The sequence below is a fragment of the Pseudoalteromonas sp. SaAl2 genome (assembly GCF_052947895.1).
Genome location: NZ_CM129605.1, coordinates 700,758 through 715,456 on the forward strand (window position 1 = coordinate 700,758; position 14,699 = coordinate 715,456).

Below are 14,699 nucleotides of genomic sequence, written 5' to 3' on the forward strand. Positions count from 1 at the left end.
AGAGAAAAGAAAGCTAATAAGGGATATTTCCTAGACGTTAGAATTATGCTTTTAAGTTATGAACTAATTTGCTATTACCATGCACTACGCTACCACCTTGGTCATAGGTCATAGAAGTGGGGGCGCCAATTAAAATATCTTTGAGTTGTTTTACGCTTAATTGCGCTTGGTGCGCTGCGTGTGCGTTAACGTCGTTTTTCTTTTTACAAGTTTCTAAATGCTTACGAACAGCAGAAATCAAATCAGACACTTCTTCGGATCTTGAATCATTACTTGCAAGTAGAGTACTCAGCTCTTTATCAAGAATTTGGATCTTGCTAAGAAAAGACAACTTTTGTTGTGCTATCTCTTTTAGCCCTTCGCCTCGGCGCGAAGCTATCGCTGTAAGCTCATCGTCTAAAATTTCAACTAATGAAGTTAAGCAATTTAACTGCATAGTGAGTTTTGACGCAATTAAACTATTGTGATCAGCCATATACGTCAAACTCAAAGGCAGCTATATTCTTAGCCAACTTTTCAGCGTCGATTTGATATTTACCTTCGCTGATTGCTTTTTTAAGCTCTGCAACTTTATTACTATCAAACCCAGAAGACTGTTGAGCCTTATCTTGTAATGATTTAAGTTGTTGTGCTTGTGGTGTTAAGCTTACAGAGTCGGTAGCCGCTTTTGGTGCAGCTGTTTGCGCCGACTGTGTATTATTGTTTTGCAAATCAACTTTTTGTTGCTTAGCATTGGCCAACACATTAGGCTGTTGCTGACCCTTATTTACTTGGCTTACCATGATATTAACCTATACATAATCCAACATATGCCTATTTATCGGCATGCATGATAGATACTTTAGCATAAATTTGAAAATTTAAATATTTACCTGTACAGACTCAACACCGTCTACACGGGCATTTAAAACTTTCCCAGATTTTGCATTTTTTACTTTTACCTGTTCTCCTAAAGTACCATCTTCTAGGGCTAAACCGGAAGTTTTTATTTTTAATCCTCGGATCGTTGCAAATATAGTGACGTTGTCGCCTTTACAAACCATGCAAATTTGGCTCAATACAACAGGCAAACCGCTGCGAATATTACGCTTACTACGGCTTCCAATAAGAACCGACTCATCTTGTAAATGTTGTACTCGAACAAAGTGTTTTGGTCTCATTTCAACACTCAGGTGATGAGCTTCTATAACTTCACCTCGTGTTAAGTGTTCAGTGGCAACTACAATTGGTTCAAGCTCAGTAATACGGACGTGTACGTATTGACTCCAACCTTGTATATCTCCACAGTTAATTTGTACTGTTACTTGTCGATTAAAAGGAGGGGCTGTTGGTACGCTTAAAGACGGTGACGTTGTACAGCTGCGATCGGGTATTCTGCTATCTAAAGCAAGCGCATTAATTTGCGTTTGCTCATTATTGATTGGCTTTAATTGATCTCTTATGTACGAGATAGCAAGTGTTTGCAACTTTTCTTTGCTGTATATTTGTCCATAGACAGGTGAAACTAGGCATAGGCTAGCAAGAAAATAAAAAAACACTGTATCTTCGGCTTTTTTTTAACAAACTCATAATGTTTCGACTATGCTTATGGTTGAAAACAGGGTATAAATATTTAGCGTCAATTTTTAGACGCTCCCACGATGTAATGTAGCTTTAAATAGAGAAAGCAATAATTGTTCCGTTTTTTTAGCTTTCTTAGGAGATTGAAATGGCAGGCATTTTAGACTCAGTGAACCAGCGTACTCAGTTGGTTGGGCAAAACCGCCTTGAATTATTATTATTCAAATTAAGAGGGCGGCAGCGCTTTGGTATTAATGTGTTTAAAGTGAGAGAAGTACTGCAATGCCCTCCTTTAACGAATATGCCAAAATCAAATGCGTATATACGGGGTGTTGCTCATATACGCGGGCAAACTATTTCTGTTATCGATTTGTCTATGGCCGTTGGTGGTCCTGCTATCGAGAACATTCAAGACAGCTTTATTATTATTGCTGAATATAATCGCTCAGTTCAGGGCTTTTTAGTTGGAGGTGTTGAGCGCATCGTCAACATGAACTGGGAAAAGATCATGCCGCCTCCATCTGGTGCTGGCCGATACTCATATTTAACCGCAGTCACCGAGATTGAAAATGAGTTAGTTGAAATTCTCGATGTAGAAAAAATCTTAAATGAAATTTGCCCAGTAAACACCGAGGTTAGTGCGGAAATTGCAAGTGATGGCGAAATTCAGAAAGACTTGGGAGAGCGTATCGTATTTATAGCAGATGACTCAGCTGTTGCTCGCAATCAAGTGAAACGTGCACTTGAACCACTCGGCGTACAAACGGAACTTGCAAAAAATGGTAAAGAGGCGCTAATTCGCCTTCGAGAAATCGCAGAGCTTGATTGTAAAAACGATATTACTGAAAGAGTCGGTTTATTGATTTCGGATGTTGAGATGCCTGAAATGGATGGCTACACTTTAACTGCAGAGATAAAAGCAGATCCTAAGCTTGCACCTTTACATGTGATTTTACACACTTCTTTGAGTGGTGTGTTTAATCAGGCTATGATTGAAAAAGTAGGCGCAGACGACTTTATCGCAAAATTCAACCCGGATGAATTAGCTACAGCAGTAAAAAAATGGGTTCATTGTGACTAATTTTGATAGGTGGTGTTACGTTGGAAAATAAACATTTACAGCAAGGCGAGTACGATCAATTCCGTACGTTTTTAGAGCAGCAGTGCGGTATTGTGTTAGGCGATAACAAGCTTTATTTAGTAAAGAGTAGACTTGCGCCTTTAATGACTCGTTTCAATGTTGAATCGTTATCACAATTAGTGAGTAAAACACTCAGCCCCCACGAGCGGCAACTTCGCGCCGCCGTAGTTGATGCAATGACCACCAACGAAACATTGTGGTTTAGAGATCAATACCCGTTTGAATTATTACAAACTAAGCTATTTCCAGAGCATAAAGAACTACGCAGGCCACTAAAAATTTGGTCTGCGGCAAGCTCTTCTGGTCAAGAGCCTTACTCTATTGCTATGTCTGTTGCTGAATTTCAGGCTAAATCCCCTGGTGTTTTAAAAATGGGGGCGCAAATTGTCGGCACTGATATTTCAAATACAATGCTTGATATGTGTAAACATGCAGAATATGACTCGTTAGCACTAGCGCGCGGTTTATCTGCTGAGCGACGGAAAAAGTTTTTCAAAGACAGTGGCAACGGCATGGCCCAAGTGATCGACCCGATTAAAAAATTAACTAGTTTTAGGCACTTGAATTTACTTGACTCTTACGCCTTGATGGGAAAGTTCGATATTATATTTTGTCGTAATGTGTTGATTTACTTCTCACCTGAAGTAAAAGCTAAAATTATTGCGCAATTTGCACAGGCACTAAACCCTAAAGGATATTTGTTTTTAGGTGCCTCAGAGTCGATGTCGGGACTCAGTACAGAGTTTGATATGGTACGTTGTAATCCAGGTATTATTTATCAAAAGAAATAGTATCCTCAGCTATTTCTAATTAATAAAAATATAAAAACGATGGCCAAAAGCCATCGTTTTTTCTTGTTATTTAATGACTTAACCATCCCTTTTTTGAGATTTTATATTGGCTCACCTTTTGCATTAATAAGCTTAAGTCAATTTTTTGGAGATGGTTATGGCTATCAGTTTTGATAAAGCTTTTGGGGTTCACCCTCACGCAATGTTGATCCGTTCTCAACGAGCCGAATTATTAGCAACCAATATTGCCAATGCTGATACGCCTGGCTATAAGGCGAAAGATGTTGATTTTGCCTCCGCTTTAAAAGCGGCAAAAAGCCACCAACAGGGCGGCAATAACATGGTAACAACCGATGCTAAACACATTTCTGGTGGTAGCCGTTATGTCGGTAATAGTGAAATGTTTCGCTCGCCAAATCAAGCAGATACAGGTGATGGTAACTCAGTGGACATACAGGTGGAACGAAACTTGTATACACAGAACTCATTAGAGTATCAGGCAAGCCTGCAATTTATGAGTAGTAAAATTAAAGGCCTTAAAAAAGCCCTCGGTAGTCAAGGAGCCTAAGCATGAGTTTATATAACGTTTTTGATATTTCAGGTACCGGTATGAGCGCGCAAAATGTGCGTTTGAATACCACGGCCAGTAATATATCTAATGCTAATACTATTAGCTCAAGTCAGGATCAAACCTATCGAGCGCGCCACCCTGTTTTTGCTGCTGAGCTGACAAAGGCATCAGCGTCGCAAAGTAATCAACAGGGGTCGTCTGTAGGCGTTAAAGTACTAGGTATTGTAGAGAGCGATAAGCCACTGCAAATAGAATATAACCCTAATCACCCCAGTGCGGATGAAAATGGGTATATCTACAAACCTAACGTTAATGTTGTAGAAGAAATGGCTAATATGATTTCTGCCTCACGCTCTTATCAAACAAATGTGCAAGTTGCTGATGCAGCGAAGCAAATGCTAAGTAAAACACTGTTGCTTGGGCAGCGGTAATTGAGGAAAAGTTATGAGTAACGATATAACTACAACATCGTCGACTTATTTAGATTCGCTTAAGTGGCAAGAAAACCAAGTATCGACGGAAGAGAAAAGTGATGCGTTAACGCAAGAAGATTTCTTTTCCTTGCTAACACAACAGCTTTCTTTTCAAGACCCTAGTAATCCTGCAGATAATGATCAAATGATTGCACAAATGACCAGTTTTACTATGGCGGAAGGTATTTCAAACCTCAATAGTAACTTTGAGTCACTTGCTTCATCAATGACTTCAAACTCTGCATTACAGGCTTCAACTTTAGTGGGTAAACAAGCCTTATTGGAATCAGATACATTAGATTTGAATGCAGGTAGTGATGCAAAAGGGACTATCGTTGCGCAAGAACCTGTTGAGAATTTGACCTTACGTATTGAAGATTCATCAGGGCAACTGGTACGTACAATTGATTTTGGAGCCCAATCAGCCGGTGCAATCCGTTTTGAATGGGATGGTAAAAACTCTGACGGTGATGATTTACCCGAAGGGGAATACAGTGTTAAGGCTGAAGGTCAAATGGGGGCGAGTTTACAAGCTTACCTATTGCAACCTTTAAGAATATTGAGAGCGTCAATGTTAATGGTTCTAGTGGGATCATTATTAACACAAAAGAAGGTGCGGTTAGGCTAACTGATATAGCAGAAATCGCGTAAACAATTTTAAATTTAAGTTAGCCTTCGGCTAAAATTCAAAGATTAGAGGTGAATTATGAGCTTCAATATTGCATTAACAGGCCTTGCCGCCGCACAAAAAGATTTAGACGTAACAGCAAATAATATTGCTAACGTAAATACCACGGGTTTTAAAGAGTCTCGTGCTGAATTTGCCGATGTATATGCATCATCGGTATTTAGTTCAGGTAAAACTAAAAATGGCGATGGGGTGCAAACCACGATGGTTGCCCAGCAATTTCATCAAGGCTCATTGCAATTTACGCAGAACTCTTTAGATCTAGCTATTACGGGTGAAGGTTACTTTGCGATGAGTGAAGACTTAGGTGCTCAAGATTTCACTTATACACGAGCTGGTGCATTTAAACTAAACCAGGATAACTTTATTGTTGATGCAAAAGGCAATTTTTTACAAGGCTTTCCTGTTAACGAATCGACAGGCGATACTACTTCAGTAAGTTTAAGTACATCATCGGCATTACAAATTCCTGACTCATCGGGTTCTCCACGTGCGACGACTAATGTATATAGTTCATTTAACTTAGATTCTCGCTCAATTTCGCCATCTATTACTACATTTGACCCAACAGTCAGTGCTTCTTATAACAGCTCTACATCGACAACTATGTACGATTCTTTAGGTGAGCCGCATGTTTTACAGTTTTTCTTTGTGAAAACTGATTCAACGGTTACTGGTAATGAAAATGAATGGCAAGTATTTGCAACACTGGACGAAAAGCCATTTAGTCCTGCAGGTGCTGAAGAGACGGCTACGCCATATACACCGCTTTCTACATTTCAATTTGATGCAAGTGGTTTACCTTTAAACACCGATGGCACTGCCAATACAGATACCACTTTTAATCCTATTGCCATACCTGGTGGTGGTGCTGGTGTTGCTGGTCTTTCTGACTTACTAACCAATGGTGCAAGCTTTCCTGATGATGTTCAAGTGAACTGGCGCGATGAAGCAGGTACAGCGAATAAAATTCCTACACAATATGCGAGTAATTTTGAAGTTAAAGCGCTTGATCAAGATGGTGCCACAGTAGGTCGTTTAGCGGGTATTGATATTGGCACGGATGGCAAGGTGGTTGCCTCTTACAGTAATGGTGATACCTCGTTCTTAGGGCAAGTTGCCATGGTGCGTTTTTCAAACTCTCAAGGTTTACAACAAGCTGGTGACACGTCATGGAAAAAAAGTTTAACCTCTGGTGAACCAATTGCCGGAGAGCCTGGTTCAGGTACTTTAGGTTCTATTAATTCTTCAGCCCTTGAGCAATCAAATGTGAACTTAACGAATGAGCTGGTCGATTTGATTAGTGCGCAGCGTAACTTCCAGGCTAATTCGCGTGCGCTTGAAGTGAACTCAACAATTCAGCAAAGTATCCTGCAAATTCGTTAATAGCGAATATTATTATAATCCGACACCAAGGCTGCCAATTCAGGCAGCCTTTTTTATTTCTTATCAGTGTATTTTTACTGTCAAATTATTGTGGCACTTATTTTGCATTTATCTCTAATATAGATTTTTTAACGTGAGTCGATGTTATGGATAAGATGGTTTACATTGCAGCGTCAGGGGCTAAGCAAAGTATGCGGGGCCTTGCGCTCAAAGCAAATAACTTAGCCAATGCTAACACCACTGGCTTTAAAGCTGATTTTGCACAAGCAAGGTCTATGCAAGCATTTGGTGAAGGCTTACCTACGCGCGTCTTTTCCATGCAAGAGCGTCCAGGTTCAAATATGACCTCCGGGGGGTATTGTTGAAACCGGCCGTGATTTAGATATTGCGATGAGCGATAAAGGTTGGCTAACCGTTCAAGATGCCCAGGGAAACGAAGCTTATACCAAGGTCGGTACTTTAAATATCACTCCAGATGGTGCGTTAATAACGAGCCATGGGCGTCAAGTAGTTGGCGCGGGTGGTCCTATCATTTTACCGCTACCGATTGAAAAGGTGGAGTTTAGTGAAGACGGATCAATTCAAGTACGCCCCCAAGGTGCGCCGGCTAACTTTTTAGAAGTGGTTGATCGTTTAAAGGTTATCGAAGCGGATAACACTCAGCTTGAAAAAGGCAACGACGGCTTGTTTCGTCCTAAAGCCGATAAACTAGAAGATGATTTATGTGGCTTTTGTGATATCTCGCAAAACGTAAAAGTTATGAGCGGCACGCTTGAAATGTCAAACGTGAATCCAGTACATGAAATGGTGGATATGATAAGCCATCAACGCCAATTTGAATTACAAGTTAAGTTAATGAAAACAGCAGAAGAAATTGACGAACGTCATACCCAATTGCTGCGCATTGTTTAACCTAATTGAGAGGACATTAATATGAATCCTGCATTATGGATCAGTAAAACAGGCTTAGATGCCCAACAAACCGATATATCGGTTATCTCAAATAACTTAGCCAATGCCAGTACCGTTGGGTATAAAAAAAGCCGTGCTGTCTTTGAAGATTTACTCTATCAAAATATCAATCAACCAGGTGGGCGCTCTTCACAAGACACTGAAATGCCATCGGGCTTGATGTTAGGTGCCGGTGCTAAAGTGGTTGCTAACCAAAAGAACTTTTCTCAAGGTAATATGCTTACCACTGAAAACTCATTGGATTGGATGATATCTGGTTCAGGCTTTTTTGAAGTACTACAACCCGACGGTAATATTGCGTACTCACGTAACGGACAATTTACCACCGATGAAGACGGCCGTATTGTTACAGCAGGTGCAGGTTTTCCTATTCAACCAGAGATGAATGTACCTGATGACGCACAATCAATTACTGTATCGCAAGATGGTGAAGTGTCGGTACGTATTGCCGGTGAGGCTGATAACGTGGTGATCGGGCAGTTAACCATTAGTGATTTTATTAACCCATCGGGTCTTGAGCCTATTGGGCAAAACCTTTACACCGAAACAGCAGTAAGTGGCGCGCCGGTTCAAGGTAACCCGGGTATTGATGGCTTAGGCTCGATTGTGCAAGGCTCACTTGAAACATCGAATGTGAATGTGACTGAAGAGCTTGTGAATCTAATTGAAACACAACGTATTTATGAAATGAATTCAAAGGTAATTTCAGCTGTTGATGAAATGCTTAGTTACATTAATCAGCAACTTTAATGAGTAAGGGCAGCATTATGCGTAATTTAATCATTGTCTTTAGCGGGGCATGTATATTAAGTGGCTGTATGACCACTCAAAATACCCACGTGGTTCAGGATGACCCATATTATGCGCCAATGTACCCAGATCCTGTGGCAGAGCAAGTTGTGGCTACAGGTTCATTATTTGATAGTTACTCAGCTAACGACTTGTACTCAGATAAAAAAGCGCTTCGAACTGGCGACATTATTACGGTAAAACTACAAGAGTCGACTCAGGCCTCAAAAGCCGCAAAAACAGAAACCGATAAAGAAAGTAATGCCAGTCTTGATCCAGTTGTTGGTTTAGGTGGTTTACCCGTTAATATTGGTGGAGATAGCATTCAGTTTGGTATCGGCTCTGATTCCTCTTTTACAGGTGATTCCAAATCTAATCAATCGAATAGCTTGTTCGGTGATATTTCAGTTAATGTAATGCGTGTTCTACCAAATGGTAACTTAGTGATACGTGGTGAAAAGTGGCTAACCCTTAATACAGGTGAAGAGTTTATTCGCCTAGAAGGACTTGTACGGCCACAAGATGTGACGGCCGATAATACAGTAACGTCAAACCGGATTGCGAATGCGCGTATTCAATATTCAGGTAAAGGGCAAATGCAAGAGTCGCAAAGTGCTGGTTGGCTAACACGATTCTTTAGTAGCGCGTTATTCCCTTTTTAAAGGACATTGAATATGAATGGTTTTAAGGTATTTATTGGTATTTGTCTGCTTGGGTGGCACTTAACTGCCGCTGCTGAACGCATTAAAGATGTTTCTATGGTAGAAGGTGTTCGTTCAAATCAACTTGTTGGTTATGGCTTGGTTGTTGGTTTACCTGGTACTGGCGAACAGAGCCGATACACAGAACAAAGCTTTAAAGCGATGCTCAATAGTTTTGGCATCACAATGGACAGTAGTTTAAAACCGAAAATTAAAAATGTGGCCGCTGTTGCTGTTCACGCTGAATTACCGCCTTTTAGAAAACCAGGGCAAACAATTGATATCACGGTTTCATCAATCGGTAGTGCGGGTAGTTTACGTGGCGGTACGTTACTGCAAACTTTCCTTAAGGGGGTTGATGGTAATACCTATGCAATTGCACAAGGTAGCTTGATTGTTGGGGGCTTAGGTGCAGAAGGCGCAGATGGTAGCCGAGTCGTTATCAACACACCCACGGTTGGACGTATTCCAAATGGCGCGATAATTGAGCGAGCGATTAAAAGCCCATTTATGCAAGGGGATTACATTACCTTTAATTTAAATCGCCCTGATTTCACAACTGCAAAACGTTTAGAGCAAACAATTAATAACTTAGTTGGCCCGGATAGCGCCCAAGCAATTGATGCAGCATCGATTCGTGTAATAGCCCCACGGGATGCTTCACAGCGGGTGGCTTATTTGTCGACCCTTGAGAATCTAGAATTTAAGCCGGCAGATACTGCTGCAAAAATTATCGTTAATTCTCGAACAGGTACTATTGTAATAGGTAAAAATGTCAAGCTGCAACCCGCGGCAATTACCCATGGCGGTCTTACAGTGACGATTGCCGAACAGCAAAACGTATCGCAGCCAAATGCCTTTAGCGAAGGCGAAACTGTAGTCACCAATCAAAGCATTATCGATGTTGATGAAGATGATTCACGGGCTTTTGTGTTTAACCCAGGTGTCAGCTTAGATGATTTAGTACGTGCAATTAATGAAGTAGGCGCAGCCCCTGGTGACTTAATGGCGATTCTTGAGGCGCTTAAAGAAGCGGGTGCAATTAACGGCCAGTTAGTGGTCATTTAGTTTTCTAATTTACTAGGCTCTAGGTAACTGGAGTCTAGCCCCTCTCATTACAACTTCCTTGTTATGGTTTGTTTGGCTCAATTATTGCATTGTTAATTTTATTATTAATTATTGTGTCAAAAAGCTGATGGATACTAATCACCTCGATAAGCAAAACTTTTTTGATTTAGGCAACTTAGACTCTCTACGTCAAAGTGCTTTAAAAAGTGATGCCTCAAGTGACGCGTCAAAAGAAGCCTTAAAAAAAGCCGCGGCACAATTTGAATCTATCTTTACCCAGATGCTGTTAAAAAGTATGCGTAAAGCTAATGAAGCATTTGAAGATAAAGACAGCCCGTTTAATTCAAGCGGGGTAAAGTTTTTTGAAGAAATGCACGATCAACAACTGTCTGTTGAGCTGTCATCTAATGGCTCGTTAGGGCTTGCTGATCTTATTGTGCAGCAATTATCACCAGATGGTAAAGAGTTTATGCCAGGCTCTGTACTGCGCTCGGTGGATGACTTTACCAGTGATAAACGTGCTAACGGCACTATCAAAAATGCAGAGTCAGCAGAGGTTAAACCGACAACAAATATAGACAATACAGCTAAACAAAGTAATAACTTTGATGACGTTGAATCATTTATTACAACCGTATGGGAACACGCTAAAACGGCTGCAGAAAAGATTGGCTTGAATCCAGCGGTTATGGTCGCACAAGCTGCACTTGAAACCGGCTGGGGCAAACATATTATTAACAAAGCTGATGGCAGTAGTAGTAATAATCTTTTTAATATTAAATCTGACCGCAGTTGGCAAGGCGATAAAGCCAGTAAAGTGACACTAGAATTTGAACAAGGTATGCCTGTTAAAAAGCAAGCAAGCTTTAGAGCGTACGAATCCATTAAAGATAGTGTGAACGATTTCGTTGATTTTTTAAATGAAAACCCACGCTATCAAGAAGCCCTCGAAAATACAGCAAAACCTGCCGCATTTTTAGATTCATTACAAAAAGCAGGTTATGCAACCGATCCCAATTATGCTGATAAAATAAAGCAAGTGCTTAATCGTACTGAGCTTAAAACATTGGCAGCAACATTGGTTCGCCAAGGAGTAAACTAAGATGTCGTTTAATTTATTTGACATTGCAAGCTCAGGAGTTCGTGCTAACTCTGAATTGTTGCAAACGACCAGTAAAAACATCGCCAATGTAAATACAGAAGGCTACGTACGAGAGCGTACAGAGCATTTGACTATGATCGACAATCAAGTTGGTCGTGGTGAAACGTATCGATTGATCAATGAATTTGCACAAAAGCAATTGAATCGTGATACCTCAAACAAAGCCTTTTTTGATCAATTTGTAACAGAAGCTAGTCGTGTTGATACATTATTCTCAGAAGAGTCGAATAGCTTATCTTCCAGTATTAATTCATTATTTAATAATGTACAGGAAAGCCTTAATCAACCCTCATCTTCTGTTGCACGTTCACTAGTTATGACAGATGCAGAAAACTTAATCGAACAAATGGATCGTTTGTCAGGAATTGTGTTTGATCAAAAAAATGTCGTGAATGAGCAGTTAGAAATATTTGCTGATGAGGCAAACACTTTAGTGCAGAATATTAGTTCATTGAATAAACAAATTGCCGCAGTGCACGGTACTCGTAGCGAAGGGGAGTCTAGCACTTTATATAATCAGCGCGATTTAGCAATCCGAGAGCTATCTGAGTTAGTCGATATTGAAACTCTAGACGGTCCTAATGGGGAAAAGCTATTGTTTATGGGAACTGGTGAATCATTAGTTATGCAAGATGGTACATTTAATCTGTTTTCGATGACAGGTGACCCGGATCCTGATTTTAAAGAGCTTCACCTAGATGTTAACGGTGGCGCAGCTATACCACTTGAAGTGGATACAAGCTCATTAAAGGGTAAAATAGGCGGCTTGCTCGCCTTTCGTGATGATATTTTAGTCCCAGCACAAAACCAATTAGGGCAGATGGGCTTAGCTTTAGCTGATGCCTTTAATGAACAAAATAAGCTAGGGATGGATGGGAATGGTGACTTGGGAGGTGATATATTCACTATACCAACAGTCGATGCATTTGCATATCAAGCTAATACAGGTGGCTCAGTCATGACCGGAACCGTCGAACCAGGTATGGGCAGCGAATTACCGGCCAGTGATTTCATTATTACTTATACGGCGGCGAATACGGTTGAGATTCAGCCAATAGATAATAAAGGCGAGCCACTAGGTAGTGCTTCAACAGCGACTATTACCGGTGGTGTTATTGATTCCACAAATAACCCTGGGGTTGAGCTTTATGGATTACAAATAAATGTTTCAGGTACAAGTAATGTTGGTGACAAGTTTCAACTTAAACTAAATTCACAGGCGGCGTCAACTCTCGAGCTTGCAACCGATCGCCCAGACGCATTAGCTCTCGCATCACCCATTAGAACTGCCGATGATATTAATAATACGGGGAGTGCAAACATTTCTGCTGGCACAGTAACAAGTGTTACTTCTGGTGGCTTTATTACATCACCACCAAGCCTTGCAAATGGTGATGTTAGTTTAGTTAAAACCGCTAATGCTAATGAGTACTCTATAACGGATGCCAGTGGTACAACAACTTTTACTATAACACCTCCCGCTGAGAATATACTTTCGCAAGCTGGCGCACCTTATGACACTTATGGCTTCGATTTTAATATAGAGGGCACTCCTGCTGTCGGGGATACTTTCACTCTTGAATTTAACGAAGGCGGTTTTGATGACAATCGCAATGGCCTCAAATTGGCGGAATTACAAAGTGGTGAGTTAGTACGTCAAAATGTGGTTAGCTCATCGACAGCTGATAATCATAAAACCTTTAACGAATCATACGCGGGTTTAGTAACTGATATTGGTGTTATTACCAACCAAGCTATGACTAACGGTGCAGCATTTGATGCACTTGCACAGCAGTCAGAGGCCTGGTACGAGTCTTTATCTGGGGTTAATTTAGATGAAGAAGCGGCTAATTTACTGCGCTTTCAACAATCATATGCTGCATCTGCACAAGTGCTTTCAACAGCCCGAACAATTTTTGACACACTTCTGAGTGCTGCGAGGTAATTATGCGTTTATCAAATAATTTAATGTACCAAAATGGATTGAATTCAATCTTAAATGGCCAGCAAAATGTCAATAAAGCACAAGAGCAAGTTAATACGCAAAAAAAAGTGCTCACTGCATCTGACGATCCCGCAGCCACAGCTAGAGCCATGCTTTATACTGATCGTATTGAATCAAATGAACAATATAGCAAGAATATCACTATGCTAACTAGTAGGCTTACGACTCAAGATAGTGTACTTGATAATATTAAAGGCTCTTTAGAAAAAGCGCATACTCTTGCTATTCAAGCGGGTAATGGTGCGTATTCTGATATTGACCGTGAGGGTATCGCAGAAGAAATAAAAGCAATTCAAAGTAGTGTTCTTGATTTAATGAATGCCAAAACTGAAGATGGGAAATACATATTCTCTGGTTATCAAGATAATACTCAAACCTACTCATTTGATTCGTCAACAGGAAAATATACTTATAATGGCGATCAAGGGCAGCATAAAATAAAAATTGCAGCAGGAGTTGATGTTAAATCGAGCGACAATGGCTTTGAGATTTTTGAAAAAGTTGATGCCCGATTAAATGTTGAGTCAAATGATGCCACAGTTTCAGGTGGAATCACTAGTGCTAAAGTTTACGTGCGTGAACAAGGTCAATTTGATGAGTTCCATAAAGCAAATTATAACGCCGATCCCACTGCCGCTGCTGGGGCTAATACTTTTAATATAATTACAACAGCCGGTACGCCAAATACTTACCAAGTAGAGCAAGGCGGTACGGTAATTGAGTCAGGAAGTTTCGAGGGGACACAAATCAAATTTGCAGGGATGGAAATAGATATCAATCCAGTTGCAACAGGGCAAGTAGACTTTACCCTAGAGGCACCGCAAAAGGAGAATGTGCTAAACACCTTAAATGATTTAATAGCTGGTCTAACCGATTCGACAATAAGCCAAGATGATTACGACCAAGTCCTCGCAGATGCTATGACACAAATTGATAACAGTAAGAATCAAGTATCATTAACTCAAGCTGGCCTAGGCGGACGTTTAAATACCACAGAAAAAGTAACACAATCAAACGCCGATTTAGATATAAACAATAAAGCGTCTCGCGCAGATTTAGTTGAACTAGATATGGCCGAAGCGATTACAGAGCTAACAAAGCAAGAAACGGCCTTACAGGCATCACAGGCAACTTTTGGCCGACTGGCTAATCTTTCCTTATTTGATTACTTATAAATAACCCCAGAGTAAGGCAAAGTCTTGCCTTACTCTTTTAAAACACTCAATTTTAATTCCTCCCCTTTAAAAATTAATTAGTTAGCTTCATTTGAAATAGTTTTTCAGCATTAATGTTTAATGTTGAAAAATATCCAATGCCAACTTAAAAAGATTAAATTGATAGTATAAAAGATATATAAAAACATTGGCTTAATTATTTAATTCAAAAAAAATC

At 40.3% G+C, this 14,699-nt stretch carries 14 protein-coding genes and 2 pseudogenes; 13 read left to right on the top strand and 3 right to left on the bottom strand.

What is annotated here, in order from left to right; translation table 11 throughout:
- Positions 1-43 precede the first annotated feature (43 nt).
- The 3 genes from flgN to flgA form a co-directional block, all read right to left on the bottom strand.
- Positions 44-475 carry a flagellar export chaperone FlgN gene (gene flgN / locus ACU8V8_RS03245; protein ID WP_446888831.1) on the bottom strand — a complete coding sequence of 144 codons (432 nt, stop codon included), beginning with the start codon at positions 473-475 and terminating at the stop codon, positions 44-46.
- Positions 468-782 (bottom strand): flagellar biosynthesis anti-sigma factor FlgM, encoded by a 315-nt coding sequence (flgM, locus tag ACU8V8_RS03250; protein ID WP_087530928.1) that lies wholly within the window; start codon positions 780-782, stop codon positions 468-470. The genes flgN and flgM overlap by 8 nt, the downstream gene beginning before the upstream one ends.
- A 78-nt stretch (positions 783-860) precedes the next feature.
- Complete coding sequence (gene flgA, locus ACU8V8_RS03255) at positions 861-1,538, bottom strand: flagellar basal body P-ring formation chaperone FlgA (RefSeq protein ID WP_446888832.1); 678 nt, start codon at positions 1,536-1,538, stop codon at positions 861-863.
- A 170-nt stretch (positions 1,539-1,708) separates the two neighbouring features.
- Between flgA and ACU8V8_RS03260 the strand changes: the two genes are divergently transcribed.
- The 13 genes and pseudogenes from ACU8V8_RS03260 to flgL all read left to right on the top strand — a co-directional run bounded on the left by ACU8V8_RS03260 (position 1,709) and on the right by flgL (position 14,482).
- Positions 1,709-2,641 carry a chemotaxis protein gene (locus ACU8V8_RS03260; RefSeq protein ID WP_087530926.1) on the top strand — a complete coding sequence of 311 codons (933 nt, stop codon included), beginning with the start codon at positions 1,709-1,711 and terminating at the stop codon, positions 2,639-2,641.
- 20 nt (positions 2,642-2,661) lie between these two features.
- Positions 2,662-3,492 (top strand): CheR family methyltransferase, encoded by an 831-nt coding sequence (locus ACU8V8_RS03265; protein WP_087530925.1) that lies wholly within the window; start codon positions 2,662-2,664, stop codon positions 3,490-3,492.
- A gap of 157 nt (positions 3,493-3,649) precedes the next feature.
- Complete coding sequence (flgB, locus tag ACU8V8_RS03270; RefSeq protein WP_087530924.1) at positions 3,650-4,060, top strand: flagellar basal body rod protein FlgB; 411 nt, start codon at positions 3,650-3,652, stop codon at positions 4,058-4,060.
- A gap of 2 nt (positions 4,061-4,062) precedes the next feature.
- Positions 4,063-4,494, top strand: a complete 432-nt coding sequence (gene flgC / locus ACU8V8_RS03275) for a flagellar basal body rod protein FlgC (protein WP_087530923.1) — start codon at positions 4,063-4,065, stop codon at positions 4,492-4,494.
- Positions 4,495-4,507: 13 nt separating this feature from the next.
- Positions 4,508-5,187, top strand: a pseudogene (locus ACU8V8_RS03280) (flagellar hook assembly protein FlgD).
- Positions 5,188-5,242: 55 nt separating this feature from the next.
- Positions 5,243-6,610 carry a flagellar hook protein FlgE gene (flgE, locus tag ACU8V8_RS03285; RefSeq protein ID WP_446888833.1) on the top strand — a complete coding sequence of 456 codons (1,368 nt, stop codon included), beginning with the start codon at positions 5,243-5,245 and terminating at the stop codon, positions 6,608-6,610.
- Between the two features lie 146 nt (positions 6,611-6,756).
- Positions 6,757-7,522 (top strand): annotated as a pseudogene (locus tag ACU8V8_RS03290) (flagellar basal body rod protein FlgF).
- Positions 7,523-7,543: 21 nt separating this feature from the next.
- Positions 7,544-8,332 carry a flagellar basal-body rod protein FlgG gene (gene flgG / locus ACU8V8_RS03295; RefSeq protein WP_256826572.1) on the top strand — a complete coding sequence of 263 codons (789 nt, stop codon included), beginning with the start codon at positions 7,544-7,546 and terminating at the stop codon, positions 8,330-8,332.
- A 17-nt stretch (positions 8,333-8,349) separates the two neighbouring features.
- Positions 8,350-9,033: a flagellar basal body L-ring protein FlgH gene (gene flgH / locus ACU8V8_RS03300; RefSeq protein WP_446888834.1), complete on the top strand. Its 684-nt coding sequence runs from the start codon at positions 8,350-8,352 to the stop codon at positions 9,031-9,033.
- Positions 9,034-9,045: 12 nt separating this feature from the next.
- Complete coding sequence (locus tag ACU8V8_RS03305) at positions 9,046-10,140, top strand: flagellar basal body P-ring protein FlgI (protein WP_087530918.1); 1,095 nt, start codon at positions 9,046-9,048, stop codon at positions 10,138-10,140.
- A gap of 127 nt (positions 10,141-10,267) precedes the next feature.
- Positions 10,268-11,242 carry a flagellar assembly peptidoglycan hydrolase FlgJ gene (flgJ, locus tag ACU8V8_RS03310; RefSeq protein WP_446888835.1) on the top strand — a complete coding sequence of 325 codons (975 nt, stop codon included), beginning with the start codon at positions 10,268-10,270 and terminating at the stop codon, positions 11,240-11,242.
- Between the two features lies 1 nt (position 11,243).
- A complete protein-coding gene (gene flgK, locus ACU8V8_RS03315; RefSeq protein WP_446888836.1) occupies positions 11,244-13,247 on the top strand; it encodes a flagellar hook-associated protein FlgK in 2,004 nt (667 codons plus the stop codon).
- Between the two features lie 2 nt (positions 13,248-13,249).
- Positions 13,250-14,482 (top strand): flagellar hook-associated protein FlgL, encoded by a 1,233-nt coding sequence (gene flgL, locus ACU8V8_RS03320; RefSeq protein ID WP_394191894.1) that lies wholly within the window; start codon positions 13,250-13,252, stop codon positions 14,480-14,482.
- The last annotated feature ends 217 nt before the right edge of the window (positions 14,483-14,699 follow it).

Bases quoted from the DNA above. Each gene is read 5' to 3' on its own strand.
- flgN (WP_446888831.1), bottom strand. From the start codon at position 475: ATGGCTGATCACAATAGTTTAATTGCGTCAAAACTCACTATGCAGTTA.
- flgH (WP_446888834.1), top strand. From the start codon at position 8,350: ATGCGTAATTTAATCATTGTCTTTAGCGGGGCATGTATATTAAGTGGC.
- flgJ (WP_446888835.1), top strand. From the start codon at position 10,268: ATGGATACTAATCACCTCGATAAGCAAAACTTTTTTGATTTAGGCAAC.
- flgC (WP_087530923.1), top strand. From the start codon at position 4,063: ATGAGTTTATATAACGTTTTTGATATTTCAGGTACCGGTATGAGCGCG.
- flgE (WP_446888833.1), top strand. From the start codon at position 5,243: ATGAGCTTCAATATTGCATTAACAGGCCTTGCCGCCGCACAAAAAGAT.
- flgL (WP_394191894.1), top strand. From the start codon at position 13,250: ATGCGTTTATCAAATAATTTAATGTACCAAAATGGATTGAATTCAATC.
- flgG (WP_256826572.1), top strand. From the start codon at position 7,544: ATGAATCCTGCATTATGGATCAGTAAAACAGGCTTAGATGCCCAACAA.
- flgK (WP_446888836.1), top strand. From the start codon at position 11,244: ATGTCGTTTAATTTATTTGACATTGCAAGCTCAGGAGTTCGTGCTAAC.
- ACU8V8_RS03305 (WP_087530918.1), top strand. From the start codon at position 9,046: ATGAATGGTTTTAAGGTATTTATTGGTATTTGTCTGCTTGGGTGGCAC.
- flgM (WP_087530928.1), bottom strand. From the start codon at position 782: ATGGTAAGCCAAGTAAATAAGGGTCAGCAACAGCCTAATGTGTTGGCC.
- ACU8V8_RS03260 (WP_087530926.1), top strand. From the start codon at position 1,709: ATGGCAGGCATTTTAGACTCAGTGAACCAGCGTACTCAGTTGGTTGGG.
- flgB (WP_087530924.1), top strand. From the start codon at position 3,650: ATGGCTATCAGTTTTGATAAAGCTTTTGGGGTTCACCCTCACGCAATG.